Below are 14,857 nucleotides of genomic sequence, written 5' to 3'. Positions count from 1 at the left end.
GCTGGCGCTCGAGCTCCGCCGTGACGGCCTCGCCATGCATCAAGCCGGCCAGCGCCAGCGGCACCAGGCGGCGCGGGCCGAGCAGGATCTTCGGGCTGAGCGCGCCATCCTCCAGCGCCACTTCGGAATCGCCGCCGAGGCCAAAGGTGCGCATGGCGACGGCCTCGACCATGGTGCGGAAACCGCCGACGGTGGCGCCTTCCGGATCAAGCCGCGGCCGGCCCTTGTCGAGCACGGCGACGTCGGTGGTGGTGCCGCCGATATCGGAGACCACGGCATCGTCGAGGCCGGTCATGTGGCGGGCACCGACGAGGCTGGCGGCGGGGCCGGACAGGATGGTCTCGATCGGCCGCTGGCGGGCAAAGGCGGCCGAGACCAGAGCGCCGTCGCCGCGCACCACCATCAGCGGGGCGGCGATGTTGCGCGCGGCCAAAAAGCCTTCGGTTGCCGCGACCAGCCGGTCGATCATCGAGATCAGCCTGGCGTTGAGCAATGTCGTCAGCGCCCGGCGCGGGCCGCCGAGCTTGGCCGACAGTTCGTGGCTGGCGGTGACCGGCAGGCCGGTCCTGTCGCGGATCAGGTTCCGCGCGCTTAGCTCATGCGCCGGGTTGCGGGTGGCGAAATAGGCGCAGACGGCAAAGCCGGACACCGAATTTTCCAGTTCCGGCAAAGCTGCCTCCAGCCCGGACAGATCGAGCTTTGCCGCATTGCCATGGACATCGTGGCCGCCGGGGCAGAACACCACCGGGTCGGTGCCAAGCGCCGCCTTCAGCCCGTCGCGGGCAAGGTCGCCCTCGGCAAAGCCGATCATCACCAGCGCCACGCGGCCGCCCTGGCCCTCGACCAGCGCATTGGTGGCTAGCGTCGTCGACATCGACACCAGTTTGATCGCTGCCGGGTCGGTGCCGGCCATTTCGAGCACCGCATCGACCGCGCCGGAGATGCCGACCGCCAGATCGTGCCGTGTCGTCAGCGCCTTGGCCTTGGCCAGCACTTTTCCGCCGGGGCCGCCGGCTTCCGACCACAGCACCGCGTCGGTATAGGTGCCGCCGGTGTCGATGCCGAGGAACAGGGGTGGCGATTTGATGTTGGCGGTCATTGGCGGGTCCGGAGAATTGCTGCCCCGCCCCTTAGCCGATACGGGCCGGGCGATAAAGGCACGAGCGCTGGGCCAAGGCAGCGTAATCTCCCCCCTCGAGGGGGAGATGGCCGGCAGGCCAGAGGGGGTCGTCTCGCGTGGAGCCCCGGCATTCTCTGGCCGCGATGGCATTGGCGTCAGGACGTACCGACCCCCCTCTGTCGCCTTCGGCGACATCTCCCCCTCAAGGGGGGAGATCGCTAGGCTACCCCACAAACCCCACGCGCTTATGCGAGCCATCGCAAAACGGCTTGTTGGCGGAGTGGCCGCAGCGGCAGAGGAAGGCGCGTTGCGTACGGTCGACCGTGTGGCCGGTGCCGGTGACGATTTCGACATTGCCTTCGAGCTTGAGCGGGCCGTTGGTCGTCGGTGTGACGGTCAGCGGGCCATTCCGCACCTCCAGCGCCGGCGTGTCCTTCAGCGCCGGCTCGCCGGTGGCGGTGAAGCCCGATTTGGTGTGGCTACCATCGCAGAACGGCTTGTTTTCCGAGGCGCCGCAGCGGCAGAGCGTGGCGCGGTAAAACGTTTCGCCGCCCAAGACGATCTCGGCATGGACCGCCAGCGGACCGTTTTCCCTTATGCGCACAATGTTGACCGCCGGCGGCCTTTCCTGCGGCCCGCCATCCTTGCGGACATAGGTGATGGCGCCGGACGGGCAGGCTTCGGCGAGCGCCACGATCTTCTCGACGCTGGCCGCCTCGGGGTGGATCCACTGGCCGGGCGCGTTGGGCACGAAGACATGCGGATCGCCCAGCACGCAGTTGCGCGAATGGATGCAACGTTTTCCCGAAAAGCCGATGTCGATCTTCTCGCCTTCGACCACTGCCATGGGTGGGTCTCCTGTCGGACTACGCTATGGCGACAGTCAGGACGACGTCAAGGCAGCATTCTCCCCCTCGTGAGGGCCGACCTCGGGCGCGGCGGTAAGGGAATTCCCATTTTTTGCTCGCAGCACCACATTTTGTTCTTGCTTTGTGCCGGCAGCTATGCTACTAATTTGCGTATGGTGCCAATTGGCTCCAACGACCCGCCTGCCGAGGCGGGTTTTTTGTTTCAGCTTTGAATTCCGGCGTTGCCGGCCGACGTTGGCGGGACGCCCCTGCCCGCTTTGCGCTGGCTTCTCCCCCACAAGGATGGAGCAATCGCCTATGAAGTCCCCCGGCCGCGGAGCCTGCCCTCGGGCTTGCGGAGGCAAGACTCGTGGGCGGCCACCTTCTTCCCGCCGGGGAGAAGAGCCTGGCGCAGCGCAGGCGACCTCCTCTCCCCTCGGGGAGAGGTCGGATCGCCCCGAATTGCCCTTCGCAATTCGGTTGGCAATCCGGGTGAGGGGGCACTTGCCTATACGCGATTGCCCCAACAAGAGGGAGACGGGCAACTCACGGAACCAGATCGATTTCCTCGGTCTCGCCGCCACTGCAGGTGTAGCAGCAATCGTCGCACTTTTCCGTATTGCCGGGGCCGACGCCCCAATAGGTATTCTCGTCGCCATCGACCCAGGCGCCGTAGCAGATCGATTCGCCGTCACTGCAGGACAGCGGGATCGCCTTGGTCTCGCCGTCGTTGAGATAGTAATCCTGATTGTTGCCCGGCCAGACATGATCGCGGTCCTGGCTGTAGAGCTCGACGCGCATGGCGTTGGGATGGCTGTTCTTGATCTCGAAAGTGACATCGCCGGCATGCGCGACGGGCGCAAACAGTGCGGCAAGGCAAAGCGCCGCGACGGCGCGGCGCGCGAAAGCATAGGACAACATTGCAATTTCCCCCGGAATGAAGCGGCCTGCCCGACCGCGAGGGGGAACATGGCATGGCGGCGGGATGGGTGGAAGGGGGTGCGCCATTTGCACATCGCGAAAGCGCAGCGTTGCCAAGGAAGACCCCTCTCCGGTTTGCTTCGCAAACCACCTCTCCCCACTTCGTGGGGCAAGGAAATGCCAATCGCCGAAGCCTCACAAGACCTGGGTTCCTCGCCCCCACAAAGTGGGGGAGAGGCCGGAGCGGGGGCGGTTCGACCGGGCTCAACGGCCAGGCTTCAGCAGCGTCCAGATCCAGCCGATGAATGTGAGCACCAGGAAGGGATATCCGGCAGCGGGCAGCGGCTCCGAGGTCGGCAGCAGAGGCGTACCCCACAGGATCAGGCCCGCCGACGCAACAAACAGCAAGGCGGCCACGACAGCGGTAAGCCGCATCCACAGCGCGAAGGTTTTCGGCGCACTGACCATGACCAGCGCCGCCGCCCAAAGCGAGATACCGCCGACATAGGAGGGTACGCTGGCCTCAAGCCCGGCCGCATTGCCGGCCAGCAGCAGGCTCTCGCCGGCGAGAAAGGTCAGAAATCCGGCCGCCACCCAGTCATTGCCCTGGCGCTGATATTTCATCGTCAGCAGCGCGGTCGCCACCACGAGCGCCACGCCGTCGATCGTCCAGAGCGTTTCGCGGAGCGGGGCGCTCGCCACGAAGGTGCCGGCGAGGCCGAAGGCGCCACCGATGGCGAGGCCGATTGCAGCGACGATGTCCAAAGTGGAACGCATTTGATATCTCCTCACGCCGCGAAGAGGATACGTCAGCGTGGGGCGTCCTCAAAGCGCACGTCGAGGGGAACGCCAGGAGGACGGGGACGAGACAGCCGAGGCCAGTCAGCTCACGATTGGCTTTATCTAGCGGATTCTCCCTAGTGCTTCGTGCAGGGTTCTTAGCCGGCGCGATATAGTCTCCGACCGAGACCGCCTCTCGCCCCTCTGAAATGCCCTATGTCCAGCGACGAGTTCGAGCAGCCTTGCTTTTGGGATCGCCGGAGCGAGAAACCATGAAGATAAAGCGGCCCCAGAACTAAGGCCAAGTGCCAGCAGGCCGGCGCGGATCAACTTGTCAGGTTCAGACGTTGGCAAAGTGACGAAACCGATCAGGACGCCGATGGCCATACTAAAAACAGAGCCGATCACGAAAAACTTGCCTGTGGATACCCGTCGAAAAAACGACGCTACGTCGTCAAGAACGGCCTCTATAGTATCCTTGTCCTCACTGGATGGCCTTCGTACATTTCTGCCGAGAAATTCGGAGATTCTCCGCATAGACAAAAGGAGGTTTATGGTTGCAATCTCTAGCAATAGAACCACTCTAACCGGCACATCCTTGAACCAAGTAAAATCTTCGCCACAAACCGCTGAAAAGTACGCAGCCGAGTTCGGCTCTTTCAAAATAAAACGAGCAATTACCGTGTCGTTCTTTTCATTCTCAATAAGAAGCAATCTTGTTGTGCTCGACTTCTTCGTAGCCGCAAAAGCCGACTCAGCAATGATATATTCATAGTATTGCTTGTGCGGAAGCATCAAGTTGCTTACTCCGCCTGCAGGATCGCTGACGAATAGCCCAGCGCTCGCTACCTCGTTGGCAATCATCTCCGATAACTCCTGCGGACTATGATCCGCATACTTAGCCTCAAGGCGCCGAATTGCTTCTACAGTATCGACACTTGAGCCTGAAGTCTGAAAGATATTGAATACTTTCTTGTAGCTATCGAACACCACCTTATCCAAACGGGCCCGCGTTATCGTGTTCCTTGTATCGCGAGCGACCATGTCCCAGACAAGCAGCCTTGTGAAAGTTTCTCGCAATTCCCGCCGCAGCATCAGATACGTTGCTCCTATTGGTGCACCCGTCGTGCGTTGATAATTTTCGATTTCCGTCTCTTTTCGTTGATAGGCGGCGTCAAGATAGCGCTGAATGAGAACCGCGTCCGTTAACTGCTGTCCTTGTTTTTGCAGGTGTTCGATTTCGGGCCAGATTGTTGCCACCACAGGTAGCATTGATGGCCTAGAAACAATGTCGCGAAAGTTTCTATATTGATTTGCTGCGGCTATGACGGACGTCGCTAGCTCAATGTCAAATCCAGAAAGAGCTTTCATCACTTCGCCCGGCGTAAGGCGGTCTATTTCCCAGAGATCTGTATAGGCATTACCTGCAGCTCCTTTCGAGCCATCGACTCGAAGCGTTCTATTCTTCTCAGCTTCATCTATGAAGAAATTTGGCCTCCCGGTAAAAACGAGTTTTGTACCCGGATAAGCTAGTCGCCAAAGCGCATTGAAGTGCTCATGCCGATCAAAGGCCCGCCCTGCATTCCGGAGTTCGTCAAACCCTTCAAAAATTAAGACAGCCTCCCCAGCCTGGATCAGATTGTAGATCCGACGGGCGTCCAGCCCAAACCGAATTGCCCACGGCGCCAAAAAAGATGCAGGGTCCGTTTCTGCCGGGCTCTGACTTCTCAGTTCCATTAGCAACGGAACCGGCCCCGAAGATGCTTTCCTCTTGAGGTAGGCGCGTGCCCACTCCACACACAAGGCCAACATTGCCGTGCTCTTTCCTTGTCCGTACTCACCGACAATTGCCAAATGCCTGCGCGAGTTCTCTCGAATCCACGCTTCATACACCGCGGCAAGATCGTACCGCTGATGTGAATGTCTGTCGCGCAATACGTGAGTACCCACGTAGGTGTCCGAGAGCGTTGACTGCGTCCCGCCTAAGGTTTCGTGGTCAAAGCGGTGAATTAATTCCCTAGCATACGAATCAAAATTCAATCCCTTTCGTAGTAACGAGGACCGTCCCCAGACCTCTATTTTCCTCCCTTTTACAAACACATTTTTATGAAGGTCGTTCTTTGTATCGAAAATGGCAAAAATGCGAACCGCACCTAGTTCGTATTTTTCATAGCCAACTGCATCAAGCCTACTTACTATTTCGGCGCGATTAAATTCACCGCTGAATACTAATACTATTACATTCTGCTTATCGTTATTTGCGGCTAGATACATGAACCCCAGCCAGGCAGAAATCCTACCCCGCCATCCGCCGCTTTCAATGATGATCTCCGAAAATGCACCGCACAGAAGACTCCTTGCCAAATCGTTCCATTTTGGTGGAGCTGGCGCCTCGGCGATTCGTTGTTTCCAATTAATTGCGGCATCGCTCGCTATTAGATCAGGCTGCCCCTTTGCAATTCGGGCGGCTTCTGCCAAAGCCAGAGAAAAAAGATTATTGTCCCGATTTTGCTTCGCTAGTTCGCTGACCGTAATAGTCGGCTTTGCGTCCCAATTGACCATCGCTCTGTCTCCAAAGCGCCAGATAGCCATCATCGCAACGAATGCTAAGCCTGAACCAAGAAGGCCATAGATTGAGGGGGGTCCTGGCGGGAGATCTCTTACAATCTCACGACCCGCTAGATCGTTAATTACTGACAGAGCAAGTGAGGCAATTTCAAAGAAAAAGGAACCAGACAAGAAATTAAGCAAAGTCGCAAGACACGTAATAATCGAAAAGACCACAAAAAAGGCAAAGCGCGCCTTAGACGCGGTCATTCTATATCTCAGGTATGCTATGTAAATAACTGAGCAAAGAAAAGAAATCCCTAAGAATAGCGACAAAGCGTTGTCAAACAACTTTGCTATCATTTGAAAGCCCCCAAGCCGTTACCTTATTGTTGTTTCCGGCAAATAGCAAGAGTGGAGGATTGGCGGTCGTATACACAACGATCCGCAAAATATTCTCAACTGCGGATATTTGGCGGACGCAGACTGAACAACTACCCAAAGAGTCCTGCTGGCAGCCCTGATGGCGCTTGCGCCCCATCTCCACCCTGCCGCTTCAGCGTCGCGCTGGCGGGGGGCCCGCTGCCTCCGGCAGCTCCCCCGCTTTCGAAGCCTGCCATCGATTCACTGGATCGATGGCTTGGCGCTGTGCGCGCCAACCGGCTTCTCAATCCCCCATCTTCAAGGCCTGGATAAACGCCTCCTGCGGGATGTCCACCTTGCCGAACTGGCGCATCCGCTTCTTGCCCTCTTTCTGCTTGTCGAGCAGCTTGCGCTTGCGTGATACGTCGCCGCCGTAGCATTTGGCGGTGACGTCCTTGCGCAGCGCCGAGATGGTCNGCCGCCTGGATCGGGATCTTGAACAGATGATGCGGGATCAACTCCTTCAGCTTCTCGCACATCTGGCGGCCGCGCTTTTCCGCCGCCGTGCGGTGGACCAGCATCGATAGCGCGTCGACCGGCTCCTCATTGACCAGGATCGACATTTTGACCAGGTCGCCCTCGCGATAGTCGGTCAGGTGATAGTCGAAGGAGGCGTAGCCCTTGGAGATCGACTTCAGCCGGTCGTAGAAGTCGAAGACGACTTCGTTGAGCGGCAGGTCGTAGATCAGCATGGCGCGCTTGCCGACATAGGACAGGTCGGCCTGGATGCCGCGCCGGTCCTGGCAGAGTTTCAGGATGCCGCCGAGATAGTCGTCCGGGGTGAGGATGGTGGCGCGGATCCACGGCTCCTCGATGGCCGAAATCTTGACCACGTCGGGCATGTCGGCCGGGTTGTGCAGTTCCTTGACCGTGCCGTCGTTCAACAGCAGGCGGTAGACGACGCTAGGCGCGGTGGCGATGAGATCGAGATTGAATTCGCGCTCCAGCCGCTCCTGGATGATTTCGAGATGCAGCAGGCCAAGGAAGCCGCAGCGATAGCCGAAGCCAAGGGCGGCACTGGTTTCCATTTCAAAGGAGAAGGAGGCGTCGTTGAGGCGCAGCTTGCCGACGGCGGCGCGCAGATCCTCGAAATCGGCGGCGTCGACCGGGAACAGGCCGCAGAACACCACCGGCTGCGCCGGCTTGAAGCCGGGCAGGGCCTGTGCCGTCGGGCGCTTGTCCTCGGTGATGGTGTCACCGACGCGAGTGTCGGCGACTTCCTTGATCGAGCCGGTGAAGAAGCCGAACTCGCCGGGGCCGAGCTCGTCGACATTGATGCGGGCGGGCGTAAAGACGCCGGTGCGCTCGACCAGGTACCTGGCGCCAGTGCCCATCATGCGGATGGTCTGGCCCTTCTTCAGCACGCCGTCGATGATGCGGACCAGCACGATGACGCCGAGATAGGCGTCGTACCAGCTGTCGACCAGCATCGCCTTCAGCGGGGCCGTGATGTCGCCCTCGCGCGGCGGCGGCAGATCGTTGACGATCGCTTCCAGCACGTCGGGAATGCCTAGCCCGGTCTTGGCCGAGATCAGTACGGCGTTGGAGGCGTCGATGCCGATCACCTCCTCGACCTGTTCGCGGATGCGCTCGGGCTCGGCGGCGGGCAGGTCGACCTTGTTCAGCACCACGACGATCTCGTGGTTGTTGTCGATCGCCTGGTAGACATTGGCCAGCGTCTGCGCCTCGACGCCTTGCGAGGCGTCGACGACCAGCAGCGAACCTTCGCAGGCAGCGAGCGAGCGCGACACTTCATAGGCGAAGTCGACATGGCCGGGCGTGTCGATCAGGTTGAGGATATAATCCTGGCCATTGTTGGCGTGGTACTTCAGCCGCACCGTCTGCGCCTTGATGGTGATGCCGCGCTCGCGCTCGATGTCCATCGAGTCCAGCACCTGCTCCTTCATGTCGCGCAGCTCCAGCCCGCCGGTCGACTGGATCAGCCGGTCGGCAAGCGTGGATTTGCCATGGTCGATATGGGCAACGATGGAGAAGTTGCGGATGTTTTTGATCGGCGTGGTCATGCGGCGCGCTTTAGCAGGGGCACGCTACATCGGCAAGCGGCGGGGCGCGGGTGCGGCGGCGGGGCGGTAAAGTCGTTAAACTTTGATCCATGAGATTAGAGCATAGTTCGCGCCCGGCGTGGTAGCCCACCGGCCGTCGCCGTTTCGGGGGGATCGGAATGCCGTTGTCAGCACGCAAATTTCTCAAATCGGTGAGCGGCTCGTTCGCGCCATTGCTCGCCATCTTGCTTATCCCGATGGTTGCCGCATTGGGTTTTTCCATCGACTATACCTCTGCGGTTTCAACCAGGGCATCGATGCAGAACGCCCTCGATGCAGCGTCGCTGTCGATCACGACGCTTGCGACGGACACCTCACTGGCGGACCGCCAGGTAAAACTGCAGGAGGCATACCTGGCCAATGGCGGGCAAGGCACGGCCAAGCTCGACAGCTTCGTCGTCGCCACCGACGGCGCCGCCAGCATCAAGGCTTCGGCCGGCTTTGCCATGCCGACGAATTTCATGCAGATCGCCAGGATCAACACGGTGCAGGTCGGCGTTGCGTCGGCAGTGACAAAGCGGCCGGCATTGGTGCAAGCCACGTTCAAGGTGACCAAGATCTCGGGCTGGTGGGGCAAGACAATGACGCTCTACGGCACCAAATTCGGGGACACGGTGGCCAACAAGCTGATGAAGATCACCTACACATACAACGGTTATGGCGATCCGAAAGGCTATGGCACGGCGACCGTCTCCACGATCAACGGAGCGACGATCACTATGGTCCAGCAGCAGGTGTGTACGACCACGACGGTGCTCAGCTTCTACGGCTTGCCTAGCACCACGATCGTCCAGACCGACTCATACGGCAGGAAATACGCGACCACCTGTGTCAACACAATGTATCCCGCGACCGGTGCCGGCGCGGTGATCGACGTCAGCCAGATGGACCAGCTATATCTGCAGATGGATGTCCCGTCAGGCAATCCAACGGTGCTCAAATCGAACGATCCGGCAACATCGAACCGCCTCTACGCGAACGGCGTCGAGATCGCCAGTGGCCAAACGGTCGATATCTTTACGCTGGTGCCGTGCGGCCAGACCAGCACACAAGCGTGGGAAGACGGGGGATCGTCGGTGCCGACATCTCCGACCATCACCGATTCCAACGCCGACTTTTTCTACACAGTAACCGGCAAGTGCGCCTTCAATCAGCGGGCATCGGAAACGCTGTTGACACAATAGGCCGCCGCAGCTGAGTGCGAGGGCATGTCGCCCGCTTAGGCTGCCCGTCCATCACACCGCCGCCCGGTCACACCGGGTGGCGTGTTGGTTGCGAGCGACCGTCTTCCCTTCGCTCCCTGTGGGAGAGCTGCGAACGATCACGAAGCGGTGATGCTGTAACGAACCGTGTGTCGGCGGCGAAGTGTGGACATGGAACCGCACAGGAGAACGGCGATGACCGGATCGGAACGAAGCACAGCCCTGATGGGGCTCGCCGCGGCACTGTTTTCCGCGACTGTGCTGTCGGCAACCAGCGCGGCCGCCGGCCAGACGCTGACCGTCGTAGAGCTGTTCACCAGCCAGGGCTGCTCGTCCTGTCCGCCGGCCAACGCCAATCTGATCAAGGTCAAGGACCGGCCCGGCGTGCTGGCGCTGTCCTTCAACGTCACCTACTGGGACTATCTCGGCTGGAAGGACACATTCGGCAAAGAAGAATTCACGCAGCGCCAGGTCCGCTATGAACCGTCGCTCGGCCGTTCCGGCCCGTTCACGCCGCAAGTGGTGGTCAACGGCAGGGCCGATGCCGTCGGCGCCAGGCCGGGCGAGATCGAGCAGCTGATTTCGAGCGGCGGCCGCGGTGACGGACCTTCGCTGTCGCTCGCCGGCGGAAAGGTCAGCATCGGCGCCGGTCCGGTGCCCGGCGGCAAGGCCGACGTCTGGCTGGTGCGTTACGGCAAGGGCGTCGTCGAGGTGCCGGTGGCGCGCGGCGAAAACACCGGCCGCACGCTGCCGCACGCCAATGTCGTGCATTCTCTGACCAGGCTGGGCAGTTGGACCGGCGACGCCACCGCGCTGCCACTGCCGGCGGCGACGGGCGGCCTCAGCACAGCGGTGCTGGTGCAGGTGCCGGGCGGCGGGCCGATCCTTGCTGCCGCTACGAACTAGAAACCCTGCCGAAATTTTCATAACGCGCAGCGGCGCCGCCGCATGCCGTCAACCCCTGCCAAACCCAAGGAGATCATCATGACCAATCGTTTGACCAATCGCCCGACCCTGGCGGCACTCGCCTTCGCACTTTGCTCGACGGCGCTGTTCGCAGGAGGCGCGGCGCGGGCCGAAGATGCGATGAAGCCGGCGATGGCGACAAACGCCATGAAGCCGGCAACGGGCGCCATGAAGCCGGCAACGGACGCAATGAAGCCGGCCGGCGCCATGGCGGCTGACGCGATGGCCCCGACTGCGATGAAGCCGGGCGATCCGATGAAGGCCGACTGCATGAACAAGGCCGCCGCCGAGACGGACGCCATGAAGAAAGCCGAAGCGACCAAGGCCTGCGATGCCATGGCTCCGGCCAAATAGGCGATGCGCACAGCAATGTGAGAGCCCGGCGGACCTATCCGTCGTATAATCCACCAGCATCATGGGAGATCAGACATGACCGGAGCCGTGAAACGATCGTCGATTTTCGCAAAAGCAGCACTTGCCGCGCTCATCCTCACGGCCGCCGCGGCCGTATTCTGGCAGACGCCGGCAGTTTCGGCCGAAGACGCGGTGGTGATCCCGCCGCCGGCAATGGACGAGAAGGCCACCGCCGGCACCGAAAAGGCGGTCTTTGCCGGCGGCTGCTTCTGGGGCGTGCAAGGCGTGTTCCAGCACGTCAAGGGCGTCACCAGCGCCGTTTCCGGCTATGCCGGCGGCGACAAGGACACGGCCGTCTATGAAATGGTCGGCACCAGCCGGACGGGCCATGCCGAATCCGTCGAGATCACCTACGAGCCGTCCAAGGTGACCTACGGCCAGCTGCTGCAGGTGTATTTCTCGGTGGCGCACAACCCGACGCAACTGAACTACCAGGGCCCGGACAGCGGCACCCAGTACCGTTCGACGATCTTTGCCGAAAACGACGCACAGAAAAAGATCGCCGAAGGCTACATCGCCCAGCTCGACAAGGCCAAGGTGTTTCCCAAGCCGATCGTGACGACGCTGGAGACCGGCAAGGCCTTCTATCCGGCCGAGGACTATCACCAGGACTTTCTGACGCTCAACCCGACCTATCCCTATATCGTCTACAACGATTTGCCCAAGGTCGAGAACCTGAAGCGGCTGTTCCCCAATCTTTACAGCGAAAAGCCGGTGCTGGTGCTGGCCGCCAACAAGAGCTGAGCTTTTGCGGGGGGCCTGCTGATCTCCCCCTTGAGGGGGAGATGGCCGGCAGGCCAGAGGGGGCCGGTTCGGTTGGCGCGACGCGGTCCGGCATATCGAGGGAAGACGAAGTTGGCACTCCACCCGCGGCGACCCCCTCTGTCGCTTTTAGCGACATCTCCCCCTCAAGGGGGAGATCAGCAGTTTCCGCGCTTCGCACTACTCCCCCTTTTTCCAGGGCAGGCTCCAGCGCACCTTCTCCAGCGTCGCCTTTGCCTCGGCCGAGTCCGGGTCGGGCTCTGTCTCGCGATAATGCGCCGAGCCCTCAGGCGGGTAGGCAAGTGTGTTGTTGAGGGCGAATTTGTCGATCTGGCTGAAGTCGGGGAAAGGCAGGTTTTGCGCCTCGCGCCAATCGCTGACCCTTTTCTCCGCGGCGATGCGTTTTTCGTCGTCGACCGGAAGGTCGGTGGCTCTGTATTCCAGTGACGAAGGGAAGGCGAACTGCGCGCCGGCATCATCCATGATGTTGATCATGGACAACAGGATGTCCTCGCGGATGGCTTGAAAATCGGCCACGTCGGCGGTTTTGATATAAGTGAACACGTCGATATCGAGCGAATAGGCGCCGAAGCCGGCAAAGCGCACGCGGCACGGCTCATCGATGACGCGCGGATGGGCAATCAGCAGCTTGCGCAGCTCGGCCAGGACGTAACGTAGCTGATCGGGCGTCGTTTCGTAGCGCAGCTGCAGCGTCGTCGCGAACCGGGTGCGGTCGCGATGGGCGTAGTTCTCGATCTGCATGCCGGCGAAATCCGAGTTCGGCACCGAGATGATCGTGCGGTCGAGCGATCGGATGCGCGTCGAGCGCATGCCGATATGCTCGATCGTGCCGGACTGGTCGCCGAACTTGCAGAAGTCGCCGACGCTGACCGGCCGGTCGGCATAAAGCGTCAGGCCGGAGAGGAAGTTCTGCAGCGTCGGCTGCGCCGCCAGCGCCACCGCCAGACCGCCGATGCCGAGACCGGCAATAACGCCTTCGTAGGGGATGGCGAGCACTTCGGCCAGCAGCAGGAAGGCGACGACCAGCACGGCGACGCGCGCCACGCCGGTGGACAGCGAAATCAGCGTGTCGTGATAGCCGGGCACCTGCCACAGTCCACGGTAATGGTCGGCGACCTTGCCGATCAGGTGCCAGACCACCGGCACGGCGCCAATCACGACCAGGCTCCAGGCGATTGCCTTGACCGGGGCGGCGACCACTTGCGGCAGACCGAGCGGGCGCAGCGTCAACAGCAGGAAGAAGCCAAGCACGATCGAGCGCACCGCCCATTCGACAATGCGGAAGAAGGCCGGGCTGTCCGTCCTTCGCACAAACAAGGAAATCAGCGCATTGGCGATGAAGCCGAAGACGATGCCGGCCAGTGCGGCAAGGCCGAGCATCCACCATTGCCAGTGCTCCATCGGGCCGGCGCGGGTGAGCAGGCCGGGGCTGATCTCGCGGGCGAGGCCACGGGCGATGAAGAACGGGTCGGTGCTGGCGAAGGCGGCGAATTCCGGCGCCACCGGCACGTCTTCGACATCGGCGTAGAGCGCGCGGATGTGGGCGAGCGTCTCGGGCGTGAACTGCCAGATCTTGCCCTTCTCAGTCTCGACCGGGCCGATGACGATGTTGCCGGCGGGATGCTCGAAATAGACGAAGGGGGTGTTGCTCTTCGGATCGTCGGGGATCTCCTGCCAATAGACGTAGCCGATGCGGTCGATGACCTTTTTGAGATAGCGCTCCAGCAGGAACGCCTCGTCGCCACGCACCGCCTGACTGTAGTTGCGCAGGTCGAGCGCCGCCTGGGCCGGGTCGCCGGCTTCGGTGAGGCCGCTCAACAGTACCTTGAACGTGTCGCGCGGCGAGGCGAGCCTGCTCGGATCGTCGACCATGTCGACGGCTTCGCCACGCGCTTCCTGGAATTCGGCGAGCTTTGCCTGGAGCTGGCCAAGTGGCGGCCCGACGATGAACCAGTCGCCATTCTTGCGGCGAAAAGTGACGGCGAAGGAGACCCTGGTGCCGTATTGCGGCAGCGTCGCCGTCACCTCGTCTCCGGAAATCGCATCATGCGGCAGGCTCCACAGACGGAACGTCGCGTTGTCGATGACGGTGAACAGAAGCTTGGTGTAATCGGGCATGTTGAGGCCGCCGCGGTCGGCCTCGGTGACGTCGACGAGACCCGCTGCCAGACCGGCAAGACCCATGCCGCCGCCGGTGGCGCGCGGCACGTTGTCGGCGCCGCTCTCGTTCATCGTCTGCAGGAACGAGCGCATCGTGCTCATCGGGCTCGACTGGTCGACACGGACGTCCTCGACGGCGCTGACGCGCACACCTGTCCACCATTCGGCGGTGGCGGCATCGAAGCGGCCCATGAAGCTGCCGCCGTCAGGCGATTGGACGAAGGTGAGGGCGCCCTGGCGGTCGCCTTCGAACCAGTGGCCGACAAGCTTGTCGCCTTCGGCCTTGGCCTCGATACGGCCGTTATAAAGCGGGTACACGCCCTTTACGTCAGTGCCCGTCTGCTCGAACTTGATCTGGGCGCCGCCGCCGCGCCACTTCGTGTCCCACACCCCCGTCCAGTTGGCCGCGTCCTGGGCATGCGCCTGCGGCATGGCCGGCAGCAGGCCGGCAAGCGCGAGTGCGCCGATCAACGCGACCGTCCGGATCAGCAAAAGCAGCAGCCGATCCTGTCCTGCCGCAGAAAAGGGGTTCATTCTGTTGCCCTTCTTCTTGCCGGTGATTCTGCTGGGCCGGCCAGAGAAGGTTATTCCGCTTGAAGATGAATATTCTGTTTCAGGCTGCGACGGCGA

At 61.4% G+C, this 14,857-nt stretch carries 10 protein-coding genes and 1 pseudogene; 4 read left to right on the top strand and 7 right to left on the bottom strand.

Features of this window, described 5'->3' with window-relative positions; all coding sequences use genetic code 11:
* The 6 genes and pseudogenes from X773_RS65265 to lepA form a co-directional block, all read right to left on the bottom strand.
* Positions 1–1,099 (bottom strand): hydantoinase/oxoprolinase family protein (locus X773_RS65265; RefSeq protein WP_023679033.1); only part of this gene is annotated, 1,099 nt, incomplete at its 3' end.
* Between the two features lie 244 nt (positions 1,100–1,343).
* Positions 1,344–1,967: a CDGSH iron-sulfur domain-containing protein gene (locus X773_RS65260; protein ID WP_023679032.1), complete on the bottom strand. Its 624-nt coding sequence runs from the start codon at positions 1,965–1,967 to the stop codon at positions 1,344–1,346.
* A gap of 547 nt (positions 1,968–2,514) precedes the next feature.
* Positions 2,515–2,886: a hypothetical protein gene (locus X773_RS65255; RefSeq protein WP_023679031.1), complete on the bottom strand. Its 372-nt coding sequence runs from the start codon at positions 2,884–2,886 to the stop codon at positions 2,515–2,517.
* Between the two features lie 267 nt (positions 2,887–3,153).
* Positions 3,154–3,666: a hypothetical protein gene (locus X773_RS77525; protein WP_023679030.1), complete on the bottom strand. Its 513-nt coding sequence runs from the start codon at positions 3,664–3,666 to the stop codon at positions 3,154–3,156.
* Positions 3,667–3,792: 126 nt separating this feature from the next.
* A complete protein-coding gene (locus tag X773_RS65245; protein ID WP_023679029.1) occupies positions 3,793–6,579 on the bottom strand; it encodes an NACHT domain-containing protein in 2,787 nt (928 codons plus the stop codon).
* Positions 6,580–6,883: 304 nt separating this feature from the next.
* Positions 6,884–8,663 (bottom strand): annotated as a pseudogene (lepA, locus tag X773_RS65240) (translation elongation factor 4).
* A 158-nt stretch (positions 8,664–8,821) separates the two neighbouring features.
* On the opposite strand from lepA, the gene X773_RS65235 reads away from it, so the two are divergent.
* The 4 genes from X773_RS65235 (at position 8,822) to msrA (ending at position 12,028) form a co-directional block, all read left to right on the top strand.
* Positions 8,822–9,886, top strand: a complete 1,065-nt coding sequence (locus X773_RS65235; RefSeq protein ID WP_023679028.1) for a TadE/TadG family type IV pilus assembly protein — start codon at positions 8,822–8,824, stop codon at positions 9,884–9,886.
* Between the two features lie 213 nt (positions 9,887–10,099).
* Positions 10,100–10,810, top strand: coding sequence for a DUF1223 domain-containing protein (locus X773_RS65230; RefSeq protein WP_023679027.1), 711 nt, complete (start codon positions 10,100–10,102; stop codon positions 10,808–10,810).
* A 78-nt stretch (positions 10,811–10,888) separates the two neighbouring features.
* Positions 10,889–11,224: a hypothetical protein gene (locus X773_RS65225; RefSeq protein WP_023679026.1), complete on the top strand. Its 336-nt coding sequence runs from the start codon at positions 10,889–10,891 to the stop codon at positions 11,222–11,224.
* A gap of 75 nt (positions 11,225–11,299) precedes the next feature.
* Positions 11,300–12,028: a peptide-methionine (S)-S-oxide reductase MsrA gene (gene msrA, locus X773_RS65220; RefSeq protein WP_023679025.1), complete on the top strand. Its 729-nt coding sequence runs from the start codon at positions 11,300–11,302 to the stop codon at positions 12,026–12,028.
* 198 nt (positions 12,029–12,226) lie between these two features.
* On the opposite strand, the gene X773_RS73795 is transcribed toward msrA, so the two are convergent.
* Positions 12,227–14,761: a mechanosensitive ion channel family protein gene (locus X773_RS73795; RefSeq protein WP_023679024.1), complete on the bottom strand. Its 2,535-nt coding sequence runs from the start codon at positions 14,759–14,761 to the stop codon at positions 12,227–12,229.
* Between the last annotated feature and the right edge of the window lie 96 nt (positions 14,762–14,857).

The organism is Mesorhizobium sp. LSJC280B00 (genome assembly GCF_000502835.1).
Classification (GTDB): Bacteria; Pseudomonadota; Alphaproteobacteria; order Rhizobiales; family Rhizobiaceae; genus Mesorhizobium.
This window is presented reverse-complemented; position numbering and strand designations above follow the sequence as displayed.

Excerpts from the sequence above, each read along its gene's own strand:
- X773_RS65260 (WP_023679032.1), bottom strand. The coding sequence starts at position 1,967 with ATGGCAGTGGTCGAAGGCGAGAAGATCGACATCGGCTTTTCGGGAAAA.
- X773_RS77525 (WP_023679030.1), bottom strand. The coding sequence starts at position 3,666 with ATGCGTTCCACTTTGGACATCGTCGCTGCAATCGGCCTCGCCATCGGT.
- X773_RS65245 (WP_023679029.1), bottom strand. The coding sequence starts at position 6,579 with ATGATAGCAAAGTTGTTTGACAACGCTTTGTCGCTATTCTTAGGGATT.
- X773_RS65235 (WP_023679028.1), top strand. The coding sequence starts at position 8,822 with ATGCCGTTGTCAGCACGCAAATTTCTCAAATCGGTGAGCGGCTCGTTC.
- X773_RS65230 (WP_023679027.1), top strand. The coding sequence starts at position 10,100 with ATGACCGGATCGGAACGAAGCACAGCCCTGATGGGGCTCGCCGCGGCA.
- X773_RS65225 (WP_023679026.1), top strand. The coding sequence starts at position 10,889 with ATGACCAATCGTTTGACCAATCGCCCGACCCTGGCGGCACTCGCCTTC.
- msrA (WP_023679025.1), top strand. The coding sequence starts at position 11,300 with ATGACCGGAGCCGTGAAACGATCGTCGATTTTCGCAAAAGCAGCACTT.
- X773_RS73795 (WP_023679024.1), bottom strand. The coding sequence starts at position 14,761 with ATGAACCCCTTTTCTGCGGCAGGACAGGATCGGCTGCTGCTTTTGCTG.